This is a genomic window from Levilactobacillus humaensis (genome assembly GCF_024345185.1).
GTDB lineage: Bacteria > Bacillota > Bacilli > Lactobacillales > Lactobacillaceae > Levilactobacillus > Levilactobacillus humaensis.
Genome location: NZ_BROB01000005.1, coordinates 89,098 through 112,942, shown reverse-complemented (window position 1 = coordinate 112,942; position 23,845 = coordinate 89,098). Strand labels below are relative to the sequence as shown.

General features: G+C 50.2%; 23 protein-coding genes. 11 read left to right on the top strand and 12 right to left on the bottom strand.

Features of this window, described 5'->3' with window-relative positions; genetic code table 11:
- Positions 1-143: 143 nt before the first annotated feature.
- Positions 144-593 carry a DUF2628 domain-containing protein gene (locus tag OCU14_RS02885; protein ID WP_261809724.1) on the top strand — a complete coding sequence of 150 codons (450 nt, stop codon included), beginning with the start codon at positions 144-146 and terminating at the stop codon, positions 591-593.
- A gap of 403 nt (positions 594-996) precedes the next feature.
- Here OCU14_RS02885 and OCU14_RS02880 read toward each other — a convergent pair whose 3' ends face one another.
- Positions 997-1,740 (bottom strand): SDR family oxidoreductase, encoded by a 744-nt coding sequence (locus OCU14_RS02880; RefSeq protein WP_261809723.1) that lies wholly within the window; start codon positions 1,738-1,740, stop codon positions 997-999.
- Positions 1,741-1,930: 190 nt separating this feature from the next.
- Here OCU14_RS02880 and OCU14_RS02875 point away from each other — a divergent pair, with 190 nt between their 5' ends.
- Complete coding sequence (locus OCU14_RS02875) at positions 1,931-2,788, top strand: DUF368 domain-containing protein (RefSeq protein ID WP_261809722.1); 858 nt, start codon at positions 1,931-1,933, stop codon at positions 2,786-2,788.
- Positions 2,789-2,978: 190 nt separating this feature from the next.
- Here the strand turns inward: OCU14_RS02875 and glpK are convergent, their stop codons facing one another.
- The 3 genes from glpK to OCU14_RS02860 all read right to left on the bottom strand — a co-directional run bounded on the left by glpK (position 2,979) and on the right by OCU14_RS02860 (position 5,597).
- On the bottom strand, positions 2,979-4,493 hold the full coding sequence (gene glpK / locus OCU14_RS02870) for a glycerol kinase GlpK (protein WP_261809721.1): 1,515 nt from the start codon (positions 4,491-4,493) through the stop codon (positions 2,979-2,981).
- A gap of 137 nt (positions 4,494-4,630) precedes the next feature.
- Positions 4,631-5,278 carry an endonuclease III domain-containing protein gene (locus OCU14_RS02865; protein ID WP_261809720.1) on the bottom strand — a complete coding sequence of 216 codons (648 nt, stop codon included), beginning with the start codon at positions 5,276-5,278 and terminating at the stop codon, positions 4,631-4,633.
- Between the two features lie 73 nt (positions 5,279-5,351).
- A complete protein-coding gene (locus OCU14_RS02860; RefSeq protein ID WP_261809719.1) occupies positions 5,352-5,597 on the bottom strand; it encodes a hypothetical protein in 246 nt (81 codons plus the stop codon).
- Positions 5,598-5,755: 158 nt separating this feature from the next.
- On the opposite strand from OCU14_RS02860, the gene OCU14_RS02855 reads away from it, so the two are divergent.
- Complete coding sequence (locus tag OCU14_RS02855) at positions 5,756-6,490, top strand: gamma-glutamyl-gamma-aminobutyrate hydrolase family protein (protein ID WP_261809718.1); 735 nt, start codon at positions 5,756-5,758, stop codon at positions 6,488-6,490.
- Between the two features lie 78 nt (positions 6,491-6,568).
- Entirely contained in the window at positions 6,569-7,225 is a 657-nt protein-coding gene (locus tag OCU14_RS02850) for a YczE/YyaS/YitT family protein (protein ID WP_261809717.1), read from the top strand.
- A 200-nt stretch (positions 7,226-7,425) separates the two neighbouring features.
- Here the strand turns inward: OCU14_RS02850 and OCU14_RS02845 are convergent, their stop codons facing one another.
- Positions 7,426-8,322, bottom strand: coding sequence for an alpha/beta hydrolase fold domain-containing protein (locus OCU14_RS02845; protein ID WP_309296917.1), 897 nt, complete (start codon positions 8,320-8,322; stop codon positions 7,426-7,428).
- 613 nt (positions 8,323-8,935) lie between these two features.
- On the opposite strand from OCU14_RS02845, the gene OCU14_RS02840 reads away from it, so the two are divergent.
- The 3 genes from OCU14_RS02840 to OCU14_RS02830 all read left to right on the top strand — a co-directional run bounded on the left by OCU14_RS02840 (position 8,936) and on the right by OCU14_RS02830 (position 11,981).
- A complete protein-coding gene (locus OCU14_RS02840) occupies positions 8,936-9,730 on the top strand; it encodes a tyrosine-protein phosphatase (protein ID WP_261809715.1) in 795 nt (264 codons plus the stop codon).
- Between the two features lie 73 nt (positions 9,731-9,803).
- Positions 9,804-10,763, top strand: a complete 960-nt coding sequence (locus OCU14_RS02835; protein ID WP_261809714.1) for an alpha/beta hydrolase — start codon at positions 9,804-9,806, stop codon at positions 10,761-10,763.
- A gap of 384 nt (positions 10,764-11,147) precedes the next feature.
- Entirely contained in the window at positions 11,148-11,981 is an 834-nt protein-coding gene (locus OCU14_RS02830; protein WP_261809713.1) for a hypothetical protein, read from the top strand.
- Between the two features lie 94 nt (positions 11,982-12,075).
- Here the strand turns inward: OCU14_RS02830 and purB are convergent, their stop codons facing one another.
- Positions 12,076-13,371, bottom strand: a complete 1,296-nt coding sequence (purB, locus tag OCU14_RS02825) for an adenylosuccinate lyase (protein ID WP_261809712.1) — start codon at positions 13,369-13,371, stop codon at positions 12,076-12,078.
- A gap of 275 nt (positions 13,372-13,646) precedes the next feature.
- Between purB and OCU14_RS02820 the strand changes: the two genes are divergently transcribed.
- Both OCU14_RS02820 and OCU14_RS02815 read left to right on the top strand, forming a co-directional pair.
- The gene (locus OCU14_RS02820; protein WP_261809711.1) at positions 13,647-14,933 is read left to right on the top strand and encodes an adenylosuccinate synthase; all 1,287 of its coding nucleotides are present in this window, start codon (positions 13,647-13,649) and stop codon (positions 14,931-14,933) included.
- 21 nt (positions 14,934-14,954) lie between these two features.
- The gene (locus OCU14_RS02815; protein ID WP_261809710.1) at positions 14,955-15,941 is read left to right on the top strand and encodes a GMP reductase; all 987 of its coding nucleotides are present in this window, start codon (positions 14,955-14,957) and stop codon (positions 15,939-15,941) included.
- A 73-nt stretch (positions 15,942-16,014) separates the two neighbouring features.
- Here the strand turns inward: OCU14_RS02815 and OCU14_RS02810 are convergent, their stop codons facing one another.
- From OCU14_RS02810 to OCU14_RS02800, 3 genes are all read right to left on the bottom strand, one after another.
- The gene (locus tag OCU14_RS02810) at positions 16,015-16,449 is read right to left on the bottom strand and encodes a universal stress protein (protein WP_261809709.1); all 435 of its coding nucleotides are present in this window, start codon (positions 16,447-16,449) and stop codon (positions 16,015-16,017) included.
- Between the two features lie 181 nt (positions 16,450-16,630).
- Positions 16,631-17,062, bottom strand: coding sequence for a universal stress protein (locus OCU14_RS02805; protein WP_261809708.1), 432 nt, complete (start codon positions 17,060-17,062; stop codon positions 16,631-16,633).
- Positions 17,062-18,651 (bottom strand): Nramp family divalent metal transporter, encoded by a 1,590-nt coding sequence (locus OCU14_RS02800; RefSeq protein ID WP_261809707.1) that lies wholly within the window; start codon positions 18,649-18,651, stop codon positions 17,062-17,064. The genes OCU14_RS02805 and OCU14_RS02800 overlap by 1 nt, the downstream gene beginning before the upstream one ends.
- A gap of 378 nt (positions 18,652-19,029) precedes the next feature.
- Here OCU14_RS02800 and OCU14_RS02795 point away from each other — a divergent pair, with 378 nt between their 5' ends.
- Positions 19,030-19,683: a metal-dependent transcriptional regulator gene (locus tag OCU14_RS02795; protein WP_261809706.1), complete on the top strand. Its 654-nt coding sequence runs from the start codon at positions 19,030-19,032 to the stop codon at positions 19,681-19,683.
- Between the two features lie 44 nt (positions 19,684-19,727).
- Here the strand turns inward: OCU14_RS02795 and nhaC are convergent, their stop codons facing one another.
- Positions 19,728-21,167, bottom strand: a complete 1,440-nt coding sequence (nhaC, locus tag OCU14_RS02790) for a Na+/H+ antiporter NhaC (protein WP_261809705.1) — start codon at positions 21,165-21,167, stop codon at positions 19,728-19,730.
- A gap of 357 nt (positions 21,168-21,524) precedes the next feature.
- Complete coding sequence (locus OCU14_RS02785; protein ID WP_373875066.1) at positions 21,525-21,935, bottom strand: GNAT family N-acetyltransferase; 411 nt, start codon at positions 21,933-21,935, stop codon at positions 21,525-21,527.
- A 469-nt stretch (positions 21,936-22,404) separates the two neighbouring features.
- Here OCU14_RS02785 and OCU14_RS02780 point away from each other — a divergent pair, with 469 nt between their 5' ends.
- Entirely contained in the window at positions 22,405-22,794 is a 390-nt protein-coding gene (locus OCU14_RS02780) for a hypothetical protein (RefSeq protein WP_261809703.1), read from the top strand.
- Here the strand turns inward: OCU14_RS02780 and OCU14_RS02775 are convergent, their stop codons facing one another.
- A complete protein-coding gene (locus OCU14_RS02775; protein ID WP_261809702.1) occupies positions 22,795-23,658 on the bottom strand; it encodes an aldo/keto reductase in 864 nt (287 codons plus the stop codon).
- Positions 23,659-23,845 lie beyond the last annotated feature (187 nt).

Here is a 23,845-nt window from a genome sequence, read left to right as displayed (position 1 = left end):
AAAGTAGACTTACTCATAGAGGTTCTCCTTTGATAGTGTTGTGGTAATTCTATTAAAGGCCTCTATGGGCTTTTTTGTCTACAAGTGTTCGGTTATATTTTACAATCTCCCGTTTTTAATTCTGTAGAAAGTTGGCAAATGACATGCAAGATCCTTTCAAGGGCTTTAACGATGATGATCAAAATAACCAAAATGATAACGGCCCTCAAGGACTGCCGTTACCGCCAAATTACGCAACCGTCGTTAACCCAGAGACGGGGAACATGCGAATTGCCAAGGTCGGCTTTTCCTGGACCATGTTCTTCTTCCCCCCGTTCCCGACGATCTTTCGGGCCGACTGGTACAACCTGCTATGTATCATGGGCATCGAACTGGGAAGTGCCATGCTCCTGACCATGGTGTTAACCCCCGCGCAACTCACTGAGTTCGTGGCGATTGGCTGGCCCATCGTCCGCAGTGTTCTCTGGGGGTCTCTGTACAACCTCATGTACTTCAAGCACCTATTCAGCCGCGGCTTTGTCCCCGCTGACGTGCGGTCCCGTGACCTACTAGGTCGGGCACACTACTGGTCCCAACCGAAAAACAAAGATTAGCTTTGAAACCCACCGTGACTCGGTGGGCTTTTTATTTGGACGGCCGATCGCGCCTGCGGTGGGTAGGGATGACGACCTGTGGGGCACGGGGCAAGCCTAGAAAACGGTCTTGCCCCTCGCTTTAAGCCCCACTAAAAACGTGGGTCTTAAAGTCGTCCCAGGCTGTAAGGCCGGGACGGCCCACCCGACCTAACAGCCTCGACACAGGTCGACATCCCTACCCTCCTCCGGCTTTAATCGTCCAAACTAAAACCATCGGCTGTTTTTAAATAGTTGCCGTTAAATTTGCTGTCTTCAATTTCCGAGCATTTTCAACTTATAGCTGTTACTATCCACTTCAAACCGCATTCAAACAAAAAGACCCGTGATCTTCTCTAGATCGCGGGTCTTTTAAAACCATAACTTAGGCTTGTTTCGTCGGGTAAATCGTAAATTCATTAACATTGACTTCGGCTGGTTGGTCGATAGCAAAGTTAACTACACGGGCAATGGCATCGGGGGTAATTCCGACAGCGTCGTACAGCTGATCCATGCCTTGCTTGGCATCCTGGTCAGTAATGGTGTGGAGAAGTTCCGTGTTGATGGCTGCTGGGTAAAGCGTGGCCGTCCGGATGTTGGTCCCCTCTTGCGCACTCTCCATGCGGATAACTTCCATCAAGTTACGAACGGCAAATTTCGTGGCCCCGTAGACCCCGGAACCCGGGAAACTCTTAATCCCAGCAACGGAAGACGTCGTCACAATTTGTCCGTGTTTCTGTTTCGTAAAGGTTGGCATAACCGCTGCGACCCCGTTGAGAACCCCGCGGAGGTTAATGTCGATCATGTCATTCCACTCCTGAACGTGAAGCGCACTGATGGGAGAGCTTGGCATGATACCGGCATTGTTGAAGATGACGTCCAGCCCGCCAAACGTGGCCTGTGCCAGGTCGACTAAGCCTTGTACCTCGGCAGCATCCCGCACATCAGTCACCTGGTAAGTGGCTTGACCACCAGCGGCCTTAATCTCATCAACTAGGGTTTGCAGGCGTTCTTCACGACGAGCACCGAGCACCACCTTGGCCCCATTGCTGGCAAGCAGCTTGGCAGTGGCCTCGCCAATGCCGGAAGAAGCGCCCGTAATTACAACTACTTTGTCTTTGACTGTCATTTATAAATCGCTCCTATCTGATTGAATAGGCACAGTCTACCTGCTTAGAGTTACTCTAAGTCAAGACAACTTACTCACTTTTTTCAAATTATCCTTAAGGTTTTGACCCAACATTCTGATTTAGTTGCCTTTTCCAGTGGGATTTGCTAATTTGAAAGCTAACGACTGACTCACATAAAAGGAGAGCCATATGCCAACAACTCGATCCGACACCCCAATGAAACGATTTTTCAAGGGCGTGATTATTGCGTTAGGTTTTATCCTCCCCGGAGTATCCGGTGGGGTTCTCGCCGCCATCCTGGGTATTTATGAACGACTACTCGGCTTCATGGCCCACTTTCGACAAAATTTCAAACGCGACTTCTGGTACTTCGTTCCGGTCGGCATCGGTGGTATCGTTGGGATTGCCTTGTTGTCGGCCCCGCTAGAATTCCTCTTAGCGCATGCCCAAGTTGTCGTCCTCTGGGGCTTCGCCGGGGCCATCATTGGGACCCTCCCGGCATTGACGCAAACGGCCAGTTCTAAGACCCCGCGCGATGGCATCGACCTGGTCTGGTTCTTCGCCACACTGATTATTAGTGGCGGGCTCTTGTGCTTCATGAGCGATCTCTTCGGTCCACTGCCCGCGAACTTCGGGGGCTTCATGGTGGCTGGTGCCCTGATTGCCTTAGGTGTCCTGGTGCCCGGACTGAGCCCCTCTAACCTGTTACTGATTCTCGGGCTCTTCACGCCCATGCTAACGGGCTTCAAGAACTTCGACCTCCTCGGCGTGTACCTGCCCATCGCCCTCGGGGGAATTCTCTCGATGGCCCTTTTCTCTAAGGGAATGGACTACCTGATCCACCGCTTTCACTCGCGCGTGTATCACTTCATTCTGGGAATCGTGGTGGCCAGTACCATCCTGATCCTAATTCCCAACAGCCACGCCGCGGAAAGTATCTCTTATGCGGGCGCGACTACCGGAACCTTGCTGGCTAGTGCGGCGGCCCTTGTGGCTGGCATTGCCTTGGGGTACTGGATGAGTCAATTGGAAGAAAAATACAAATAGATCAAATAACCGTTAGGGATCGTGTCGATCCCTAACGGTTATTTTTAATCTGCAATCTTATCTAGCTGAAACGTGCGACAAAAGGCAGCTGGCTCCGCTTAAACCTGATAACCAAATAATCCAAGACCAGGATTATCCGGTTATCAGCCTTAATGCTCGCCAGCTAACCGCCTTTCGTCGCACTCTTATTTTATAAATCAGGTTTAAAAGCTCGAGTTGCCGCCACGGCCTGTTGCCAGCCGGCGTACAACCGTGCCCGGCGATCTTCAGCCATGTTCGGCGTGAATAAACGTCCAGCACTTCGGATTTCCTTAATCTCGTCGAGACTCTGCCAGAAGCCCACCGCTAAGCCAGCCGCAATGGCGGCTCCCATGGCAGTTGTCTCTTCATCGGCCGCCCGTTGGACGGGAGTTGCCAAGATATCGGCTTGGAACTGCATCAGGTAGCGGTTCCGTGAGGCCCCACCATCGGCCATCAATTCCGAGATATCAATCCCGGTATCCTGCTTCATGGTATGGAGAACGTCTCGTGTCTGGTAGGCAATCGACTGGAGCGTTGCCTTCACGAAATCATTTCGATTGGTTCCCCGAGAGAGACCGAAGACGGCCCCTTTGGCATCAGGATCCCAGTAAGGCGCTCCGAGTCCGTTAAAGGCTGGCACCACGTAAACTTCGTCGTTATCCGTGGAAGCCATCGCCGCCTGGCGGGATTCCGGCACGTTGCTGATAATCTGCATGCTTTCGTGTAGCCAGGCCAACGCGGTACCGGCCACCAGAATTGACCCTTCGAGGGCGTAGGTAACTTCGCCATTCATCTTGTAAGCAATCGTCGTCAACAAGTTATGCTCGGAGGTTTGCGGTTCCTTCCCGGTATTCATCATGACGAAGGCCCCATCCCCATAGGTGTTCTTCACCTTACCGGGTTCGATGGCCAGTTGCCCCAAGAGTGCGGCCGATTGGTCACCGATAATACCGGCGATTGGCACCTCCACTCCGTAGAACTGGAAGTTCTGGGTCACCCCATAGACTTCGGAACTGGACTTCACCGTTGGCAACATGGCTGCTGGAATGTTGAGCCAGTTCAAAATATCCGTATCCCACTTCAACTCATGGATGTTAAAGAGCATGGTCCGGCTAGCATTACTGTAGTCGGTGACATGAATCTTTCCACCAGAGAGTTTCCAAGCTAACCAACTGTCAACGGTCCCAAATAACAGGTCACCGTTCTCAGCGCGCTCCTGGGCCCCAGGAACGTGGTCGAGAATCCAACGAACCTTGGTGGCACTGAAGTAAGCATCAACCACGAGTCCGGTCTTATCCTTGATCGCTTCGGCTTTACCCGCCGCAACCAGGTCCTTGGCCATCGACGCCGTCTGTTGACTTTGCCAACCAATGGCGTGATAGATCGGTTCGCCGGTAACCTTGTCCCAAACGATCGTGGTTTCCCGTTGGCTACTAATTCCAATGGCCTCGATGTTTTCGGGGTGAATGGAGGCGTCGATCAGGGCGCTAGCAATCACCGACAGAACACTGTTCCAAATTTCATTGGCGTCGGATTCAACCCAACCCGTATGCGGATAGTATTGGGGAACTTCCTTATAGGCCTCGATAACCTTACGGCCGGTATGATCGAAGATAAGTGCTCGGGTGCTACTAGTCCCTTGGTCAATCGCCAAGAGGTAATTTTCTGGCTGTTTTAATGCCATATGTAATGTCTCCCTCCAACTAAAACACCGCTAAAATCGAAAGCGGTTTCAATTTCAATGCACTAATCATAGCATGTTCCCCGCCAAATCCCGCAGATTTTGCCCACCCACGGCTAGATTTGGCAGATTCTTAAGCTTTAAATACTAAGATGTTGACCCGCTAAGAAGGATTGTTCGAAATCTGCTGAGGACTTAATTCGTTTACCAAATTCATCGATCAACGCATGAAATTCTTGAAAATCCGTCAGGGTAAAGGCCAGCTGTGGGAGCACCTTGCGTTGAAAGGCCGGATAGGTCTTGGGCATGGTCGCGCCCAACCACGTAAAGAGTCGGCGGGCATAGGTATCCACCATGAAAGTCCCATGATCCAGCGTGTACATCAAAATATAGTCGGCCGTTTCATTGCCAATTCCGGTGATCGCCAAGAGATCCTGGCGTAGGCTAGCCCCGTCGCGTTGGCGCAGTGCCGTTAGGTCATCGTTAGCGGTTCCCAGCCAAGCGGCCAGCGCCAAAATAGCCTCGCTCTTGCGATGGTAGAACCCACTGCTCTGAATCAATGGCACCAGGGTTTCTGGCGTATACGTCCGTAACTTAGCCGGTTCGAATTGCGTGGCGGCCTTGATCTTAATCAACGATGGTTCTACGTTACGCCAGTTCGTATTCTGAACCAGAATCGCCCCTAGCATGATTTCCACCGGCGTCTCCGCCCACGGCGTCCCTGGCCGAAGCCACGGTTGAGGCCCCATTTCTTTGGCCATCAAATGATAGAGTTCCATTAGAGTCATGTGCGGATCTCCTTTCCAAACAAAAAGGTCAGCCACCTGAGTGACCGGCCATTAACTTCTTATTCTGTGACGCTTAGCTCCGCTTGATGACCAAACGGATATCACCGTCGCCATCAGGATTGATGTCTTCATGATAATCGAAGTTGGCACTCTGGAAGTACTTCTTGATCTCTTCGTTGAGTGTTTCGATTGGCCGCACGTCTTTGTCTTGTTTCTTTAATAAAAGCGTGTATTCCCTAGAATCTTCATCGACGTTTTCAAAGCTGTATTCAACCGCTTCGGAATTCAAAATTTCTTGAATCAATTGCCGTTCTGTCATCTTGTTTACCTCGCTTTATTTTATTCCACCTCTCTACTATAAGATTAATCCGAGATTTTGTGAACTATTTCGTCAAGGTTAGGCAACACAATGATGACAAACGCCTGATCAAGTGGGTATACTGGGCGTTAAACAACTGTCTGAAAGGAAGCGACGCCATGCGCCCACGAATTGCTTTACCCGCCGACACCCTCGACGAGGCTACCAATATTATTAACGAACGAAACGCCGCCTTTGCCCCCCGACCCGCCGTCGAGGCCATCGTCAAAGCTGGTGGTTTACCGATCATTCTTCCTAGCGTCGATCCCGGCGACGTCGCGGATTACCTGCCATTATTTGATGGCGTGGCCTTTCTCGGTGGATTCGACGTCGACCCCACCTTCTACAATGAAGAACCTCACTTGCGGCTAGGCAAGACCTACCGGAAGCGTGACCTCTTTGAAATCGAACTGTTGCGCCAATCCGTCGCACAAAACAAGGCGATTCTCGGCATCTGTCGTGGTCTCCAACTGATTAACGTCGGCCTCGGTGGGACACTCTACCAGGACCTCAGCGAAGATCCAACTGCCGAGTTAAAACACAGTCAAGCCGCCATGGGTAACCAACCCAGCCACCACATCACTGTCGACCCCACTAGTATCCTAAGTGACCTGATGGGTGTGCGGCCCTACGTTAACTCCCGGCACCATCAGGCTGTCAAAGACGTGGCCCCGACGCTGACCGCCATCGCCAAGGCCGACGACCAAGTCATCGAAGCCCTGGAATCCACCAATAGCGACCAGATCGTGGCCGTGCAGTGGCATCCGGAAAACATGTACAAACATCACGAAGAATCCCGCCAGATCTTCGTCAACTTCATCCAACGCGCTGCCAAGCGTACCCCTAAATTGTAAAATTACAGTAAAGGGCTTTCACTTCGCCGCAACTTCCTCTACACTGGTAAGTAGACTGAATTAGGAGAGGGTGAGCTTGTGGCAAAGATGAAGGATTACGGCCAACGAATGCGTTTTTTAGGGCTTTCTATCCTATTGAACTCTGCCGCAAACGCGCTCACCATCTCTACTAACCTGGGAAGTGCCGTCTGGACCGGGTCATCGGTCAACCTGTCGAACTGGATTCACGTGCCACTGGGAACGACCCTTTTCCTATATGGGATTGCTGTGACGCTGTTGAATCAGGTTCTGTTAGGTAAATTCGACCGACGCCGCTTCGTGTCCAACCTGCTGTACATCCTGCCCTTTAGCTACCTGGTTGAATGGTTTGGCTACTTCTGGAACTGGCTGGGCGTCAATCAACTCAACCTGACCGGCCGCATCATTGTCGATATCATTGGCCTCTTCGGGGTTGCCTTCGCCGTGTCGATCTATCAACGATGCAATATCATCATGCATCCCAACGACGACCTGGCCTACATCCTGCGATTTAAGTACCTGCGGGGGTCGGCAGTTCTGGCCCAATGGGTAAGCTACCTACCACCTCTCACGATTATCGTGTTGTCCTACCTATTTACCGGTGACCTACACGCGATCGGCTTCGGGACAGTCTGGGCGCTCATTACCCAAGGGATCGTCATGGCCTGGGCGGACTTCCACGTCTTCCCTCGACTGAAGCACCACATTGATGTCTAACTAAATTTGATCGAAGAAGGGCCTGAGACAAAAGTCTCAGGCCCTTCTTTCGCTCCGAACGTCTATAGTCGAAACGTGTGACAAAAGGCAGTCAACTCCGCTTAACCCCGATAGACAAACAATCCAAAACCGGGATTATTCGTCTATCGACGTTAATGCTCATTGACTAACCGCCTTTTGTCACACTCTCTTTGTTTGTGTTAATTTAGTTTTCCCGTCAGTACAAACTGTTTAATCTCTTTCAACGTCCGCTTGGTCTCCGGCAAGTGCGGCCAGAGAATATAATCATGAAGCATGGACGCCATGACGTGCGCGGTAAAGGGCGTGCCCTCTGCGGCCGAGAGCTTTTGCAAGAGTCGCTCATCATCAGCCTGAAGTAACTCATTCGTGCCAAAATACAACTTGATCTTGCCTAAGTGATCGAAGTTGCCATAGATGGGACTGACCAAGGGATCCGTGACCGGATACTTACCCGCATACTCGTACCCAATCCGTTTTAAAGTTTCCAAGGTCAGAAATGGGTCGTGCTTGGCTGCGGCCGTTAAATCAGGATTCATCATGCTCAAGTCGGTCCACGGCGAAATCAAAATGGTCCCGGCCGGCATTGGCTCGTCGTGCAACGCTAATTGTTGCAGTAACGTTAACGCCAAGCCACCCCCGGCGGAATCCCCCATTAGAAAGAATTCATCGTCTGGGTACTGGGCGAGCAAATAGCTATAAACGTTCATGACAAACACCACGGTTTCCTCAACCGTGGCTTCCGGAACCAAGGGATAATCCACATAGGTTATCCGCACGTTGGCCTGTTCAATCAGAGACACCATCATTTGCCGGTGACTCGTGGTGCCCTCCATCGTATACGCCCCACCATGAAATAACATGATGTGTTGGGGTTGTGGGGCACCGGAACCCGCAGTCAAGAGACGGCCACCAAAAATAGTCCGTTCCTTAGTAACAATATTAGCCGGAAATTTTTGGGGAACAACGGCTTGGTTGCGCCGACTAGGCTGTAAAAATGCCTGCTGCATCTGTTGCTTGAGTTGACTATGCTTGGTCTTGAAGAGTAGCCATTTCCCACGCAAACTCACGACTATCACCCTTATCTTTAAACCTTCATCAATTCTCAAAACTCTCTCGTGTTATAGTGTTATACACCGCCTGCGGCCAGCAGACGCCACCCTGTGAGGCAGACCTGAAGCCTGAGAAGCGGTCTTCAGGGCAACCTTGAACCTCGAAAGATCCGAGTTTCAAAGTTGGCCGTGCTCTAAGTCGAGACAAAACCTCGACTAAGACCACCGACACGGGGTTCTGTCTGCTGGCCTCCGGCTGAGTGAGCCGACAAGTCTTGATACCTGCCAACTTAGCCGTAAGCGGTCGAGGGGTGTCATCCTATGTCGATGCTGTTAGGCCGGCGACTTATCCGGTCTTACAGCATGGGCCAGTTTTAAGACCCACGCCCCTTGTGGGGCTTGAAGCTGAGTCCGAAGACCGCCCTTTGGCTTCGGGCGTGCCTCATAGGATGACACCCCTCGACCGCTGTAGGCGATCTAATTTTTCAGCCTCATCACGGCAAAACTGACCCGAACTCATAGTGTCAGTATACAGCGTTTGGGGTCAAAGCGCCTCCCCCAGAATCAATTACTAGGTAATTTCTTGAAAAACCGGTAGAATGGGACGGGTAACAAACAATATTTGAAAGGGTGGGAACACATGACAAATAACCGAATGCTGGATGTGACCGGAGGGATTAACTTCCGCGAATTAGGAGGGTACCCCACGATTGATGGGCACACCGTTAAATGGCATAAATTAGTTCGAACCGCCGGCTTAGCGGATCTCACCCCCGCTGACCAACAACACCTCAGTGACTATGGGGTCATTACCGACGTTGATTTCCGTTCCAAGGATGAGCAACGCCAAGCCCCCGATAAGGTTCCAGCCGGTGTCACCTATCGTTTTCTGCCGGTCTTCCCAGCCGATGACGAGACCGACGCCTCTGCTAGTCAGGAAGAATTAGCTGCCCGTTTTTCTAAAAACGATCAGGCCGGCCACCTGCACATGCTGGACGTTTATCGCCAGATGATTACCTTGCAGACCGCCCAAGACGCCTATCACGACTTCTTTGCGACCCTGTTGGCTAACGATCAAACCGACCAGTCCGTCCTCTTCCACTGTACAGCGGGTAAGGATCGGACCGGAATTGGGGCCTTCTTTGCGATGAGTGCCTTAGGCGTCGATCCTCAAGTCATTCGGCAAGACTACCTGTTAACCAATCAGGCCGTCGCCCCTCGTGTGGACCGTCAGGCCGCCGAGGCCAAGGCACAAGGCTTGAACGAGACCTTTGTCACCAACATGCGCGCCTTGTATACGGTTAACGCGGACTACTTCGATGCTGCCATGAAGATCATCAACACGCAGTACGGTGGCACGCAAGACTATTTACACGATGTCCTCAATGTCTCCAACGGGGATATCAAGGATTTGAAGAAACTCTATTTAGACTAAACGAGCGCCAGGCTAACCGCAGTTTACGGGTAGTCTGGTTTTTTAACCCCCTCGCCAGAAAGGACCTGATTAGATGAAAAAGAAAACATTGACTTGGGCACTGCCCCTTGCCGGATTGGCCGCAACCTCTTTAATTGCCAGTGAACGCCTGTTTAACTTTGCCTTCAAGCGGGTCAACTACGTTCCCGAAACCTCGGCTGATAAGCAAAAATACGCGGATGCCTACTATGCCTACGTCGACTGGTTTAAGCAGGTTAAAAAGGAAAAGTGGTATCTCCACGAACACGACCCTAAAAATAGAATGGTGGCCGAATATATCCCGGCGGAAACACCGAGTCACAAGACGGTTATCATCTCCCACGGATACAAGGGAAATGGGGAAACCATGGCGAACTTCGCTCAGATGTATCACCAATTAGGCTTTAATGTTCTCCTGCCCGATGACCGTGGTCACGGGGAAAGTGCCGGCAAGTACATCAGCTTCGGCTGGCTTGACCGCTTGGATTATCTCCAATGGATCCAACAAGTCATCGATCGGGCCGACGCTAACGTCAAAATTCTCCTCTTCGGTGTCAGCATGGGTGGGGCCACGATGGAGATGCTCTCCGGCGAAACGCTACCTGCTCAGGTCAAGGCGATCATCGCCGACTGTGGTTATTCCAGTATCGAAGCGGAACTGACCTATCTCCTCAAGCGCCAATTTCATCTACCAAAATATCCGATCGAGCCGCTGGTCAGCACCATTTCCAAGCGCCGCCTCGGCTACTACTTGGGTGACGTCACGGCCACCGATCAATTAAAGAAAAACAAGCGTCCCATTCTCTTCATTCACGGGGAACAGGACGTCTATGTGCCGGTGGGGATGGCCTATGAGAATTACGCTGCCACCCATGCGCCCAAGCAACTCTGGATCGTCCGCAATGCCTCGCATGCCGAGAGCTTCTGGATCAATCCAGACCGTTACCGGGCCCATGTGACGGAGTTCTTAAAGACCTACTTTGACAACCCCATCGAAGAAAATTCACAGGTTTAGACTTCCTTTAACAAATGATCAAAAAGTCATCACAGTCTGCCCCCTTTTCTCGTCACAAAGTCCGGGTATAGTTATCATCATAGTAATTAGCCAATAACTGTTACTAGTCAAATTCTATATCCAATCCCTTTTAGATTCTCTCCCCCAAAGAGAATCTGATCATTGGTTAGGTTCCCTCAAGCCTAACCACTCCTCTAACTGAGTGTCACTCCCCCTAAGTGACCTCACTCCTCAATAAAAAACGCCGCATGCTCCTCCCCGGAGTGTGCGACGTTTTTTGCGTTCGCAGGTGGTATACTTAACTTATCAGTCGAGTAAATCGTTATTAGACGAAACTAATTAATGGCCATCTGTGTTGGACAAGCCGAGATAAGAGGCACTTCTATGAATAAATTAAAATCAACCATTCTCACCCTAACCGCCATCCTGGGATTGGGTATCATCGCACCAGCCATCCCCGCTATTAACCACCCCGTCACGGCACAGGCATCTGCCAAGGTCGTGACCGTCAAAATCAAATACTGGGCCAATGCTGATGTTGAAGTCGGCATGGAGTCCTGGTTGTATGCCACCTTCAGTAACAAGATTGCCAAAGCGATTATTGTGAAGGCGGACGTTGCCTACAACAATACCTATGCCAAGACCAAATCGCCACGAGCAGCCCTGATCGCTATGATGGCCACCATCAAGCACTACACTGGCGTAAAATTTAAAATTATTCGCAACGACTACGTCAACGGTTCAAACGCTATCGACCGGTCGAAAGCCAAAGCAGCCTTGAAGAATACCGCCACAGCGGCGCAGGTCTCGGCCGCTGTCGCTCCCGAGGTCAATCAAGCCGTTAGAAATTTCAAAGTAAAGCAGGCCGCCTATGCTTACAAAGTTTCTAAGCTGACCTCGACGAAAACCAAGTCTAATCAGGCCGTAACGGTCATGGGAACCGTCGCCGTCCACAATCGGGCCAACGCTAAAAAGTCTCACGCCAAATGGGCCCGGATCACCACCTACAAGGGCTACAAGTTCGTCCGTCTGAGTCAACAGGGAACTTTTAAGGCCACGATCAAGGCTCCTAAGGCCAAGAAGACCTGGGCCAGAGCTGGCTACTACACGAAGAAAATGAAACGCGGTCAAGTCGTTAAAAAGAACGGCAAAATTGTTTACATCTTCCATTTGCTTTCAGGTCAGAAGAAAGTCACGGTTCAACCATACAAAGCTTAGAAATAAGCGGGGGAAAATAATATAAATTCAGAGATAAAAGATAGAGACCAGGACAATTGTCCTGGTCTCTATCTTTGTCTTCATAAACTGGCTGTTAGTCTAAGCCCAGTCGTTTAAAAATCAAATCGATTCGCCGTAAGTGATAATGGTAGTCAAAGGCATCGGCGATCTGGTCCGACGTCAGCCGAGCGGTAATGTCCGCGTTGGCCTCGACCAGTGGTCGGAACTGAATCTGTTGGTCCCAAGCCTGAGCCGTCAACGGCTGAACCAGGTCATAGGCATCCTCACGACTCAACCCAGATTCAATCAGCTTCAATAGGAGTCGTTGGCTGTAAATCAGGCCATAGGTCCGGTTCATGTTGGCCAGCATGGTCTCTGGGAAAACGTCCAGGTTGGTCAAGATCCGGTTGATCCGGTGCAACATGTAGTCCAGTAACGTGGTACTTTCCGGTAAAATCATCCGTTCGGCGGAGGAATGTGAGATGTCCCGTTCATGCCAGAGGCTGACGTCTTCATAGGCCGTCACCATGGTTCCTCGCAGAACTCGTGCCAGACCAGTCACATTTTCAGAACCGATCGGGTTCCGCTTGTGTGGCATCGCCGACGATCCCTTTTGGCCGGGGTTGAAATGTTCCTCAACTTCATGAATCTCCGAACGTTGTAGGCCGCGAATCTCCGTCGCAATATTCTCCACACTCGTGCCAATCAAGGCCAAGGTCGCTACATAATCAGCATGAAGGTCCCGTGGGAGCACCTGACTGGCAATCGGCTGCGGTGTCAGCCCTAATTGGTCACAGACATAGGCTTCGACTTCGGGTGGGACGTTGGCAAACGTTCCGACGGCCCCGCTAATCTTGCCAGTCTCAACACCGGCAGCCACTCGGTCAAACCGATCCAGGTTACGCTGCATCTCCGCGTAGAAACGGGCAATCTTCAAACCAAACGTTGTCGGTTCGGCTTGAACGCCATGGGTCCGGCCAATCATGACCGTCTCCTTATATTGGCGCGCCATATTGCCAAGCGTTTCAATCAGTGTCGTCAGGCTCTGCCGAATTTGCACATTGGCCTGCTTTAGCCGTACGCCCTGTGCCGTATCCACGACGTCGGTACTCGTGACCCCAAAGTGAATCCATTTGCGTTCATCCCCAAGGGATTCGGAGACGTTGCGGGTGAAGGCGACCATATCATGGTGGGTAACGGCTTCAATTTCAGCGATCCGATCGACATCAAACGTCGCGTGTTCCCGAATCCTCTGGGCATCGGCGACTGGCACCTCGCCGACCTGAGCCCAAGCCTCATCAATGGCGACCTCGACAGCCAACCAGGATTGATATTGATTCTCTAATGACCAAATTTGGCCCATTTCCGGACGGGTATAACGTTCTAACATGCGTTTCCTCCTATATTAGAAAAGAATTAAAAGACGAACATTTATTTTATAATCAGCGTATTACTCCGCTAGCTATCATATCATATTTTGTCCCAATTTAGCCACCTTTTGACCATTATTTAAGGGGATAATTCGTTTCCTGACTGAATATTCAGAACTTTTATTGCCATTTATTTAAAAATAGTTCGTGTTTCGCTTGCTTTTTAAAACCGAACTTGGTACACTGAATCTTGCTGGGCGTTCGGCTCAGTAAAATAAAGCGATGAGGTGTTGTTATGTCATCAACAGTAGTAGTTGGTAGTCAATGGGGCGATGAAGGTAAAGGAAAGATCACGGATTTTCTGAGTGAGAAGGCTGATGTCATTGCCCGCTACCAGGGTGGTGATAACGCCGGTCATACCATCGTCTTTAATGGTCAGACCTTCAAGTTACGCTTGATTCCTTCGGGGATCTTCTACGCGGATAAATTGAGTGTCATCGGTAACGGCGTTGTCGTCAATCCCAAGTCACTGATTGAAGAACTGACTTACCTCCACGAAAATGGCGTCTCGACCGATAATCTTCGGATTTCCGATCGGGCTCACGTGATTCTGCCTTACCACATCCTGTTAGACCAGGCCCAAGAAAAAGCCAAGGAAAATAAGATTGGGACCACCAACAAGGGAATCGGCCCGGCTTATATGGACAAGGCCGAACGAATTGGGATTCGGATTGCGGATCTGCTGGATCACGACATTTTCGCCGACAAATTACGTCAAAACTTAATTGAAAAGAATAACGTGTTAACAAAACTCTATGACGTCGCACCACTCGATTTTGACGACGTCTTTGACGAGTACTACGCCTTGGGTCAACAAATCAAGGGTCACGTAACCGACACGTCCGTGGTCATCAACGATGCCATCGACGCTGGTAAGAATGTCCTGTTTGAAGGGGCCCAAGGGGTCATGCTGGATATCGACCACGGGACTTACCCCTTCGTCACGTCCTCAAACCCCGTTGCCGGTGGGGTAACCATCGGTGCCGGTGTCGGTCCAACCAAGATTGACCACGTCGTCGGCGTCTGCAAGGCCTACACATCTCGAGTTGGTGACGGCCCATTCCCAACCGAATTATTCGATGAGATCGGTGACACCATTCGAGAAACTGGTCATGAATACGGAACGGTTACGAAGCGTCCTCGCCGAATCGGTTGGTTCGACAGTGTGGTTCTCCGTCACGCCAAGCGCGTCTCCGGACTGACGACCCTGTCCCTCAACTGTCTCGACGTCCTGACCGGTCTCAAGACCGTCAAGATCTGCAAGGCTTACAGCTTAAATGGGGAAACCATTTACCACTATCCCGCTAGCCTGACCGCCTTAGCCGCCTGCGAACCCGTTTATGAAGAACTCCCAGGCTGGACTGAGGACATTACCCACTGCAAGTCTATCGAAGAACTCCCAGCCAACGCGCAGAACTACGTGAAGCGCCTGGCCGAACTCGTCGGCGTCGACATTGCGACCCTGTCTGTCGGTCCCGACCGTGAACAAACCAACGTGCTCCAACCCATTTGGAACGCCTAACCTTATCAAGGAGTGATTGCCATGCACCCAACCGAAGTATTTGACTACGAAGATATTCAACTCGTTCCCAACAAATGTGTCATCGATAGCCGTTCCGAGGCCGATACCAGTATTGAATTTGGCCCCCATCGGTTCAAGATTCCGGTCGTGCCTGCCAATATGGAGACGGTCATTAACGAACCGTTAGCCGTTTGGCTCGCGCAAAACGACTACTTCTACGTGATGCACCGTTTCCAGCCGGAAGAACGGCGCGGATTCATTGCCCGGATGCATGAAAAATCACTCTTTGCGTCCATCAGTGTCGGCGTTAAGCCCGACGAACACGCCTTTATCGACGAGCTGGCGGAAGCCGATCTGGTTCCCGAATACATCACGATCGACATCGCCCACGGGCACAGTGATTCCGTGATCCGAATGATCAAGAAGATCAAGACGACCATGCCCACGACCTTCCTGATCGCCGGTAACGTGGGGACACCCGAAGCCGTGCGGGAATTGGAAAATGCCGGGGCGGACGCTACTAAGGTCGGCATTGGACCTGGTAAGGCCTGCATCACGAAGCTCAAGACTGGTTTTGGTACCGGTGGTTGGCAATTAGCCGCTCTGCGTCTCTGTGCCAAGGCTGCCCGTAAGCCAATCATTGCCGACGGTGGGATTCGCTACAACGGCGACATCGCCAAGTCCGTGCGTTTCGGCGCCAGCATGGTCATGATTGGTTCCATGCTCGCCGGCCATGAACAATCCCCTGGTAGCCTGCTGACTATCGACGGCCGGACCTTCAAACAATACTGGGGTTCCGCTTCCGAGAAGCAAAAGGGCGCCTACCGTAATGTCGAGGGTAAGCAGATGTTGGTCCCATTCCGTGGTGACATTGCCAACACCTTGAATGCCATGCATGAAGACCTGCAGTCTTCCATCTCCTATGCTGGTGGGCGTAACCTGCTCGACATTCGCACGGTGGACTACGTCATCGTGAAAAGTTCCATCATGAACGGTGACAGTTACTAAAACTGAAGTTAACGAAATTCCCACGAAGATCCTTGCTGATCTTTGTGGGACTTTTTACGATACCGCTTGGGTATTAGTGTCGCACCACCATCACCGAAATCGGTGCATATTTTGCCATGTAGGCCGCTTGACTCCCGAAGTGGCGACTGACGCCCTTCTTAGCCAGCGACCCGATAATCAGGAGATCTGGTTTCACGTCCGGGATAACATCCTTCACGATGGTCTCGCCGGGTTCCCCTTCTGCCACCATCATGCGAACGTCAACCACCCCGGCGGATTCTGCCGCCTTCTGGTATTCGCGCACGTGTTCCTCCAGTTCGTCGAACTCGCCATGAATATAATCCTTATCCAAGGCCTCATAAATATTCATCTTGTCGGCCTCAAGTACCGACACAATCACGAGCTCGGCATCATCTCGTTTCGCCTGTTGAATCGCGTAACGAAACGCCAGCAAGGCATCTTCCGAGTCATCGACTCCCACCAAAATCCGTTTAAATATGGTTGTCATGAAAATTCCCCCTACTCCTAGTTCACTAACGGTAATCTGGCCCCTAGTTAGTCACAGTGTACCGTATCCGCGCTTAGTAGCCCCGAATTCTAGTCCTGTTGCGTCAAGCACCTAATTATCCGGGGTGCACAAAAGGCCCCCGCCATAACGAGGGCCTTTCATGAATAGAATCCATTTTATTTTAACGAACAACCATCACAGAAATCTTGGCATACTTCGCCATGTAGGCCGCCTGGCTCCCAAAATGCCGGCTGACACCCTTCTTAGCGATTGAACCGATAACCAATAAGTCTGGTTCAACGTGAGGAATCACGTTCTTCACGATAGTTTCTCCAGGTTCGCCTTCCGCAATGACCACTTTAACAGCGGTCAAACCGGCATCTTCGGCCTGCTTCTGATAGGTCTTGATGTGGGCCTTTAAGGCATCGCGTTCGCCATGGACGTAGTCACTGTCCAGTGCCTGGTAAATGTTCATTTCGTCGTTCTCCAGCACGGACACAATCACTAATTCCGCCTGATCGCGCTTGGCCTGATGGATCGCATAATCAAAGGCCAGGAGAGCATCTTCAGAATCATCAACTCCAACTAAAATCCGTTTAAAAGTCGTTGCCATTATTTGGCCTCCTTGTCTGTTGTGCCTTTAGCATCCGCAGCCAATTGGGCTTCTAAGCGTTGACTCCCCCGATGTAGTTCCCAGATCGTCCAAGCTAACAGCGCTACAATTGCGGCATCCAAACCGTAGGCAATGCTGTTCGCAATGACGGTCTGACTGGCCGTAATGCCGTCCCCGTAAAAGGCTTGAACGGAAGCTGGCATATTAATCAGGTTAAGACCCGTTAGAGAAAGGACAGAGATCCATCCCAAGACCTTAATCCACAGCGAGTTCTTGAAACGCTTCCCCATTTCAACCTTGCTGTCCGTCATCATCAAGAGCGGCAACATCGAGAATGGTAAGGCAAACGCCAGGAAGACTTGTGAATTATTCATCAGGTCATTCAGCGCCTCATGTTCATCAATGGCACTCTTGCCACTGGTCAACATGACACAGACGACCACCGGAATTACTGAAAGTAACCGGGTAACCAAGCGCCGTAACCACAGTGGCATCCGCATGTGAACGAAGCCTTCCATGATAACTTGCCCGGTCAGTGTCCCCGTAATCGTTGAGTTTTGACCTGAGGCCAGTAAGGCTACGGCAAACAGGGTTGAGAGAACCCCGGTCCGTGCAACGCTGGCCAAGACACCATTACTCATGGTGCTGGTATCAGACAAGGCTTGGAACAACCCGAAGAACGAAGGATCCTTGACAGAACCACTCTTGAACACGGCAACCCCCATGACCAAGAGAAGGGCATTGACGAAGAACGCCAGCGTCAGTTGGATGTTAGAATCCCAGCTGGTGAAGCGAACCGTTCTTGCCACGTCTTCTTCGTCGTTGTGGTCAATCTCCCGCGTTTGTGAAATAGCGGAATGTAAGTACAAGTTATGTGGCATAACCGTCGCCCCAATGATCCCTAAGGACCCACTGAGTGGCGTTTGTCCGCCAATTTGTGGCGTGGATGAGATAGTCTTCATGCTTGGAATCAAGCCACCGAAAACGCCACCCCAGTTAGGTGATGACAAGGCCACTTCGTAGGCAAAGACGACCAGGATCACCAGAATTAAACAAACCACAATGGCTTCGATCTTCCGAAAACCAATCTTGGTTAATAACAATAAGAGCAAAACATCTAAAACCGTAATAAATACCGCAATGATTAACGGAATGTGGAACAGCAGGTACAGGGCAATCGCCGCCCCAATAACTTCGGCAATATCCGTTGCCATGATGGCAAATTCCGTCATGATCCATAAGACGATCCCGAGGGATTTGCTGGTTCTGGCCCGAATAGCTTGGGCCAAGTCCATCTGACTCACGATACCAAGTTTAGCTGCCATGTATTGCAATAACATCGCAATCAAACTTGAGATCAAGATAATCGACATCAATAGGTATTGGAAGTTTTGACCACCGGTAATTGACGTTGACCAGTTACCTGGATCCATATACCCCACTGCGACTAATGCGCCAGGCCCGGAATACATAAATAATGTTTTCCAGAATCCTTTACCCTTCGGTACTTTGACTGTACCGTTGATTTCTTCGAGTGACCGCCCATTGGCGTACTCAATGAGCTTGTGCTTCTTTGGTTCATCGCTCATAACTAAAACCCCCTTCTATCTCCTACACAGATCATTGTACCTTAATGTTCAGGTAAATCAAATAGAATTTTAGGGTAACATAACATTTGTTTGTCCAGATATTAATAAAATAATATTAAGATATAGCGCTTTCATCGTGATGTCCTGACGTTTCGGCCTTCACATTTTGACACTGAATTTTAGATTAAAAGTTCGCAAAATTTAATAACCAACGCCGTTATATCAGCCATTTGGTTTTGGACAACTAACTTTTCCAAAATGAATATCACCTATTTAAAAAAAGAGTTGCTTTTTCAATCAGCAATCGTTAAAGTTTTAAGTGAGAATTATTTTTTTAGGGATACTTAAACTTTCAACAACTTGGGGGAGTTGATGAACATGTTACGCCAACAAAATAAATACCTGCGAATCATTGCAGAGTGCAACTTTGCCCGACCACGTGTCAGCAATAAACAAATCATCCGTTTCGCTCAGGTATCGCCAGCATCCGTCACGGAAATGACCCGCCACTTACAACTGGCCGGCTGGGTCCACCGTCGCCGATATACCGGCGTGACGCTGACCACCAAGGGTCAAGCTCTGGCGGGCGAACTCCTCGTGCGTTATCGGCTCTGTGAGGTCCTCTTAGCCCAACAGCTTAAGCTACCCTTACCACAGATTCCCGGACAGGCCTGGGCGATGGCGGCAACACTGACACCCGAAACCACCACGGCTTTGGCTACCTTTTTGGATCACCCACAAACCAGTCCTTTCGGTGGCAGTCTCAACCCCACCGAGCTTTTAAATGACTCACAAATGACGCGACTCAGCGAGGTTGAACCAGACACGACCGTTATCTTTCACCACTACTTAGAAACACCTGACATGGTCACCTACTTAGAACATTTGGAACTGCCATTGGGCCAACCTATTCACCTCATTAAACAAGATCCAGCGCTCAACCTACTCTACATTGACTGGGACGATCACGATACCGTGGCCCTTGACCTAGCCGCTGCAGACTACATCTATACCCAAGCATCAACCGACTAAAAAAGCTCGAGACAGTGTCTCGAGCTTTTTTTGACAATTGAATTTTAACGACCACTCGCCGCCATCGTTGCGGATGTGGCACTCTGGTCGTCTGAGGCGGGTAACCGCTTCAGACCGACACCGGTGAACCCACTCAGAATGGAGAATATTGGTGAAAGTAGACTGAAGAAACAGAATGGCAGGTAGGATAACGTGGAAACACCCAACGTGTTGGCAGCAAAGACCGCCGCAACCCCCCAAGGAACCAAGTAGTTAATCACAGTCCCACCATCTTCTAGGACCCGACTCAAGGCCAGGTTGTCCAGGCCGCGGTCGTTGAAGGTCTGCTTGAAGGCCTTCCCAGGTAGGATAACAGAGAGGTATTGTTCCCCAACGAAGATGTTAACGCCAATTCCAGAAAGAATGGCAGCCGTCACAACAGCACCAGTTCCTTTCAAACGGTTGGCCAGCGGCACCATGGCGGTCTGGATGATGTTAAACTTCATCAGCAGGCCCCCTAAGGTCAGGGTCAGGATAATCAGGGATACAGTCGACATCATGGCGCTAATCCCACCACGGGTCAGTAAGGCATCAACGCTGGCGTTGCCGGTCTTGGCAACGAAACCAGATTCGATCATCGTTGCAATACTCTTTAACGAGGTACTTGGCTTTTCAATAAAGATCATGACAACCCCTAGAACAACGTTCAGGAACAACGTCGCAATGGCCGGAATCTTTCGCCAAGCGCAGACGAACATCACAATAATTGGTAGGGCGGCCCACCAGGTAATCGTAAAGTGCGTATTTAACGTGGTAATCGTTGCATTAATCTTACCTAAAGCGTTCGTATCCGAGGCACCAGTTCCCATGAAGAAGTACAAGATGAGTGAAACAATGAAGGCTGGAATCGTCGACCACATCAAGTTCTTGATGTGCGCGAAGAGTTCGGATTCAGCAATAGCAGAAGCCAAGTTGGTTGAGTCGGACAATGGTGACGTCTTATCCCCGAAGATAGCTCCGGAGATGATAGCCCCGGCAACTAAGGCTGGATTGAAACCCATCGTGGTACCCATCCCGAAGAGGGCAATCCCAATCGTGGAAATGATGGTAAAGGCACTTCCGATAGACGTCCCGATGATGGCACAAACCAGGAAGACGGAAGGCACGAACCATTGTGCGGAGATTAAGTGGAACCCGAAGACCATCATGGAAGGAATAATCCCAGCAGCAATCCAGACACTGATTAAGGCTCCAATTAACAGGAAGATAAAGATGGGAATAATCCCCGTCTTGATTCCGTCAATAATGCCATTATGTATGTCGTCCCATTCTGCTCCTCGTAACTTGGCCCAGAGCATGACCAGGGCAATCACCAGAAGAACTGGGGTCATGGGCGAAAGTCCAAATTTAATGACGCCAAGCCCCATCACCAATAACATTACCAATAAAATCGTAAGGGCTTCGCCAAAGCTAACAGCCCGCCATGCTTTCTTGTTTTCTTTCATCAAAATCGCTCCTCTTATAATTATGCCAAATTTTTAAGTATAAAAAAATCGCCCCCGCTGCAATCATTATTGCAACAGGGACGATTAGACTTCAACCGTGGTACCACCCAGCTTGAGTGACTGGTTCTAGACCCAGTCAACTCCACTCACTAGAAGGTAACGGTTCTAGTTATTCTCCGCCTGCCGTAACAGGACATTCCACTGTATTTCGTCGTAATCACCCTGATCGGTTCGCAGCAACCACCGACTTTCTGACCCACAGATGACACGCTACTTGGTAATGGAAATTAGCGTTCGTTATTTGATTGACTTTGATGATAGCACGATGAGAAACTACCGTCAACTCTAATTTTAAATTTATTTAAACGGTGCTGGATATTCCAGCATCCCGCCGACGTGGGCCAAAGCCCCGGGGGTCAACGGTTTAATCAAGCTGTTCCCCATACGAACGGGTAACGTGTTATGAATGGCAAAATCCTCCGCCATGACGTAGCCGCGTCGGCCATAATAGGTCGTATCACCAACCACACTGACAGCGCCGAACCCGGCCTGGCGAGCCCGTGTCTCCAGCTCACTCAGAAGTTGACTGCCGATCGCCTGTCCCTGCCATTCAGGATCAACGGCTAAGGGAGCCAAGGCAACAATGGTTGTCGTATGCCAGTTGCCCCGAATCGTGACAGGACTCAATAACCCATGTGCCACCACGTGGTCAACTGAAGGCTTGGCCACAACCTCTAAGCTCGGTTGATAATCATAGGTATCGCGGATTCGGTGAATCAGATCGACTTAAGTTCCCGTACTCTCGGCAACGGGAGCGAAAGCGGCGGCAACCACTTGGTCTACCTGATCGTAATCCATCGGCTGAATGGTTTCAAAACTTAAATTCAATTCGTCACCCTCTCAATCTCTAAGCGGTTTTCATCTACATTTACTATTTTCCTGCGGTTATGGTACCTGCGGCTAAAAATAATGGCCATGTATATATTCACAGTTTTTGAATAAATCCAATTACACGATCCATTAATCAATTAATCCAATAACGGACAAGGCCAACTAGCCTCGTAACCGCCAATCGACAACCGCAAATACCCAGCCAGATCTAACAATACTGTGTTATTATACACGTCTAAGCCCTCAATGGGGAAAATTTACTAGACCACTTAATAAAATCGCTTGAAATCCACCCGGTAAACCCCGTAAACTTAGACCAAACCAAATGAGAATTGAGGAACATGATATGACACACAAACAAACTTGGGCCACCGTCTCAACCGCGATTTACGTGGTTTTCATCCTGGCCGCGGTCTTCATTGGCTTTCTAAATCCCAGCCAAATTGGCCTCGAATGGACCATCTTTTGGGTCGTCGTTGCCGCCGGTCTCTGTTACTACTTTTACTTTAAAAACGTCAGCTATCGCGAGGTCGTTTACTACGCAAAAAAACTAGGTTATCACAAGGATGACCTAGTCGCTTTAGTGCCTAAATTAAAGGAGACCCAGGAAGTTCCTGACCCGGATCATCCCCATTTCTTTAGTCCCTTCGCCGGGATTCCCTTGGCAGTGACTAATCGGATCACTGAAAAACTGGAACCCTTAGCTAAGGAACAACAGATTCCGCCTTACCGGTAATTACTTCCGGCCGTCGTAAGTCTGAGACTGCTTTAACCACGCATCGTCTGCTGGATCGGGACCGACCCGTTTGCCAGCATCGAGTGCACTGATCGCCCGCATTTCATCTTCGTCTAAACCAAAGGCAAAGATGTCGCGGTTCTGTTGGATGCGTTCCTCATGCGTTGACTTTGGAATCACAATTTCTTCCCGTTGCACATGCCAACGCAAGATAATTTGAGCGGCACTGACATCGTGGGCAGCCGCTAATTCATTAATAACTGGATCGGTCAGGGCATTGTTCCGGCCGCCACCAAGCGGACTCCAGGCTTCGTGTAAGATGCCTTGTGTCTCCAGATAGGCGTGCAAGTCCTTCTGCTGGAAGTAAGGGTGCGTCTCAATCTGATCGACCACGGGCTTAACCGTGGCTGTCTCCATCAACTTCTCAATGTGCGACCGATTGAAGTTTGAGACCCCAATATTCTTAATCTTGCCGGCCTTGTAAAGGTCTTCCATGGCCCGCCAGCTTTCAGTAAAACCAGGTGCTGGCCAGTGAATCAAGAACATATCAAGGTAGTCAAAGCCCAACTTGTCTAGAGTCCGCTGGAAGGCCGCCTTGGTCTCGTCGTAACCCCGTTCATTGTTCCAGAGCTTAGACGTCACAAAGATATCCTCGCGCTTAACGTCACTCTCGCGAATAGCCTCGCCGACCCACTGCTCGTTGCCATAATAAGCTGCGGTGTCGATGTGGCGGTAACCCGCAGCCAAGGCCCATTTAATGGCATCCTTGGTATCCTGAGCGTTATCCACTTGGAAAACACCCAATCCTAATTGGGGAATGCGGTTATTGTTATTTAAAGGTAATGCTGGAATTTCATTGTGCAAAATTAAAACCACCTTTCAAACTTTGATCCACTTCTATCATACAATACACGTTCCTTTTTCGGTGGCCAAAAGATTAGAAATGTGGCAAATGAGACGTTAACATTTTCTTCTGATCACTTTTTGAGGTACTATGGAAGGTGTGGTAGTTTGTCGTCTCGGCGGCAAGCTTGTTTTTTCACACCGTTCT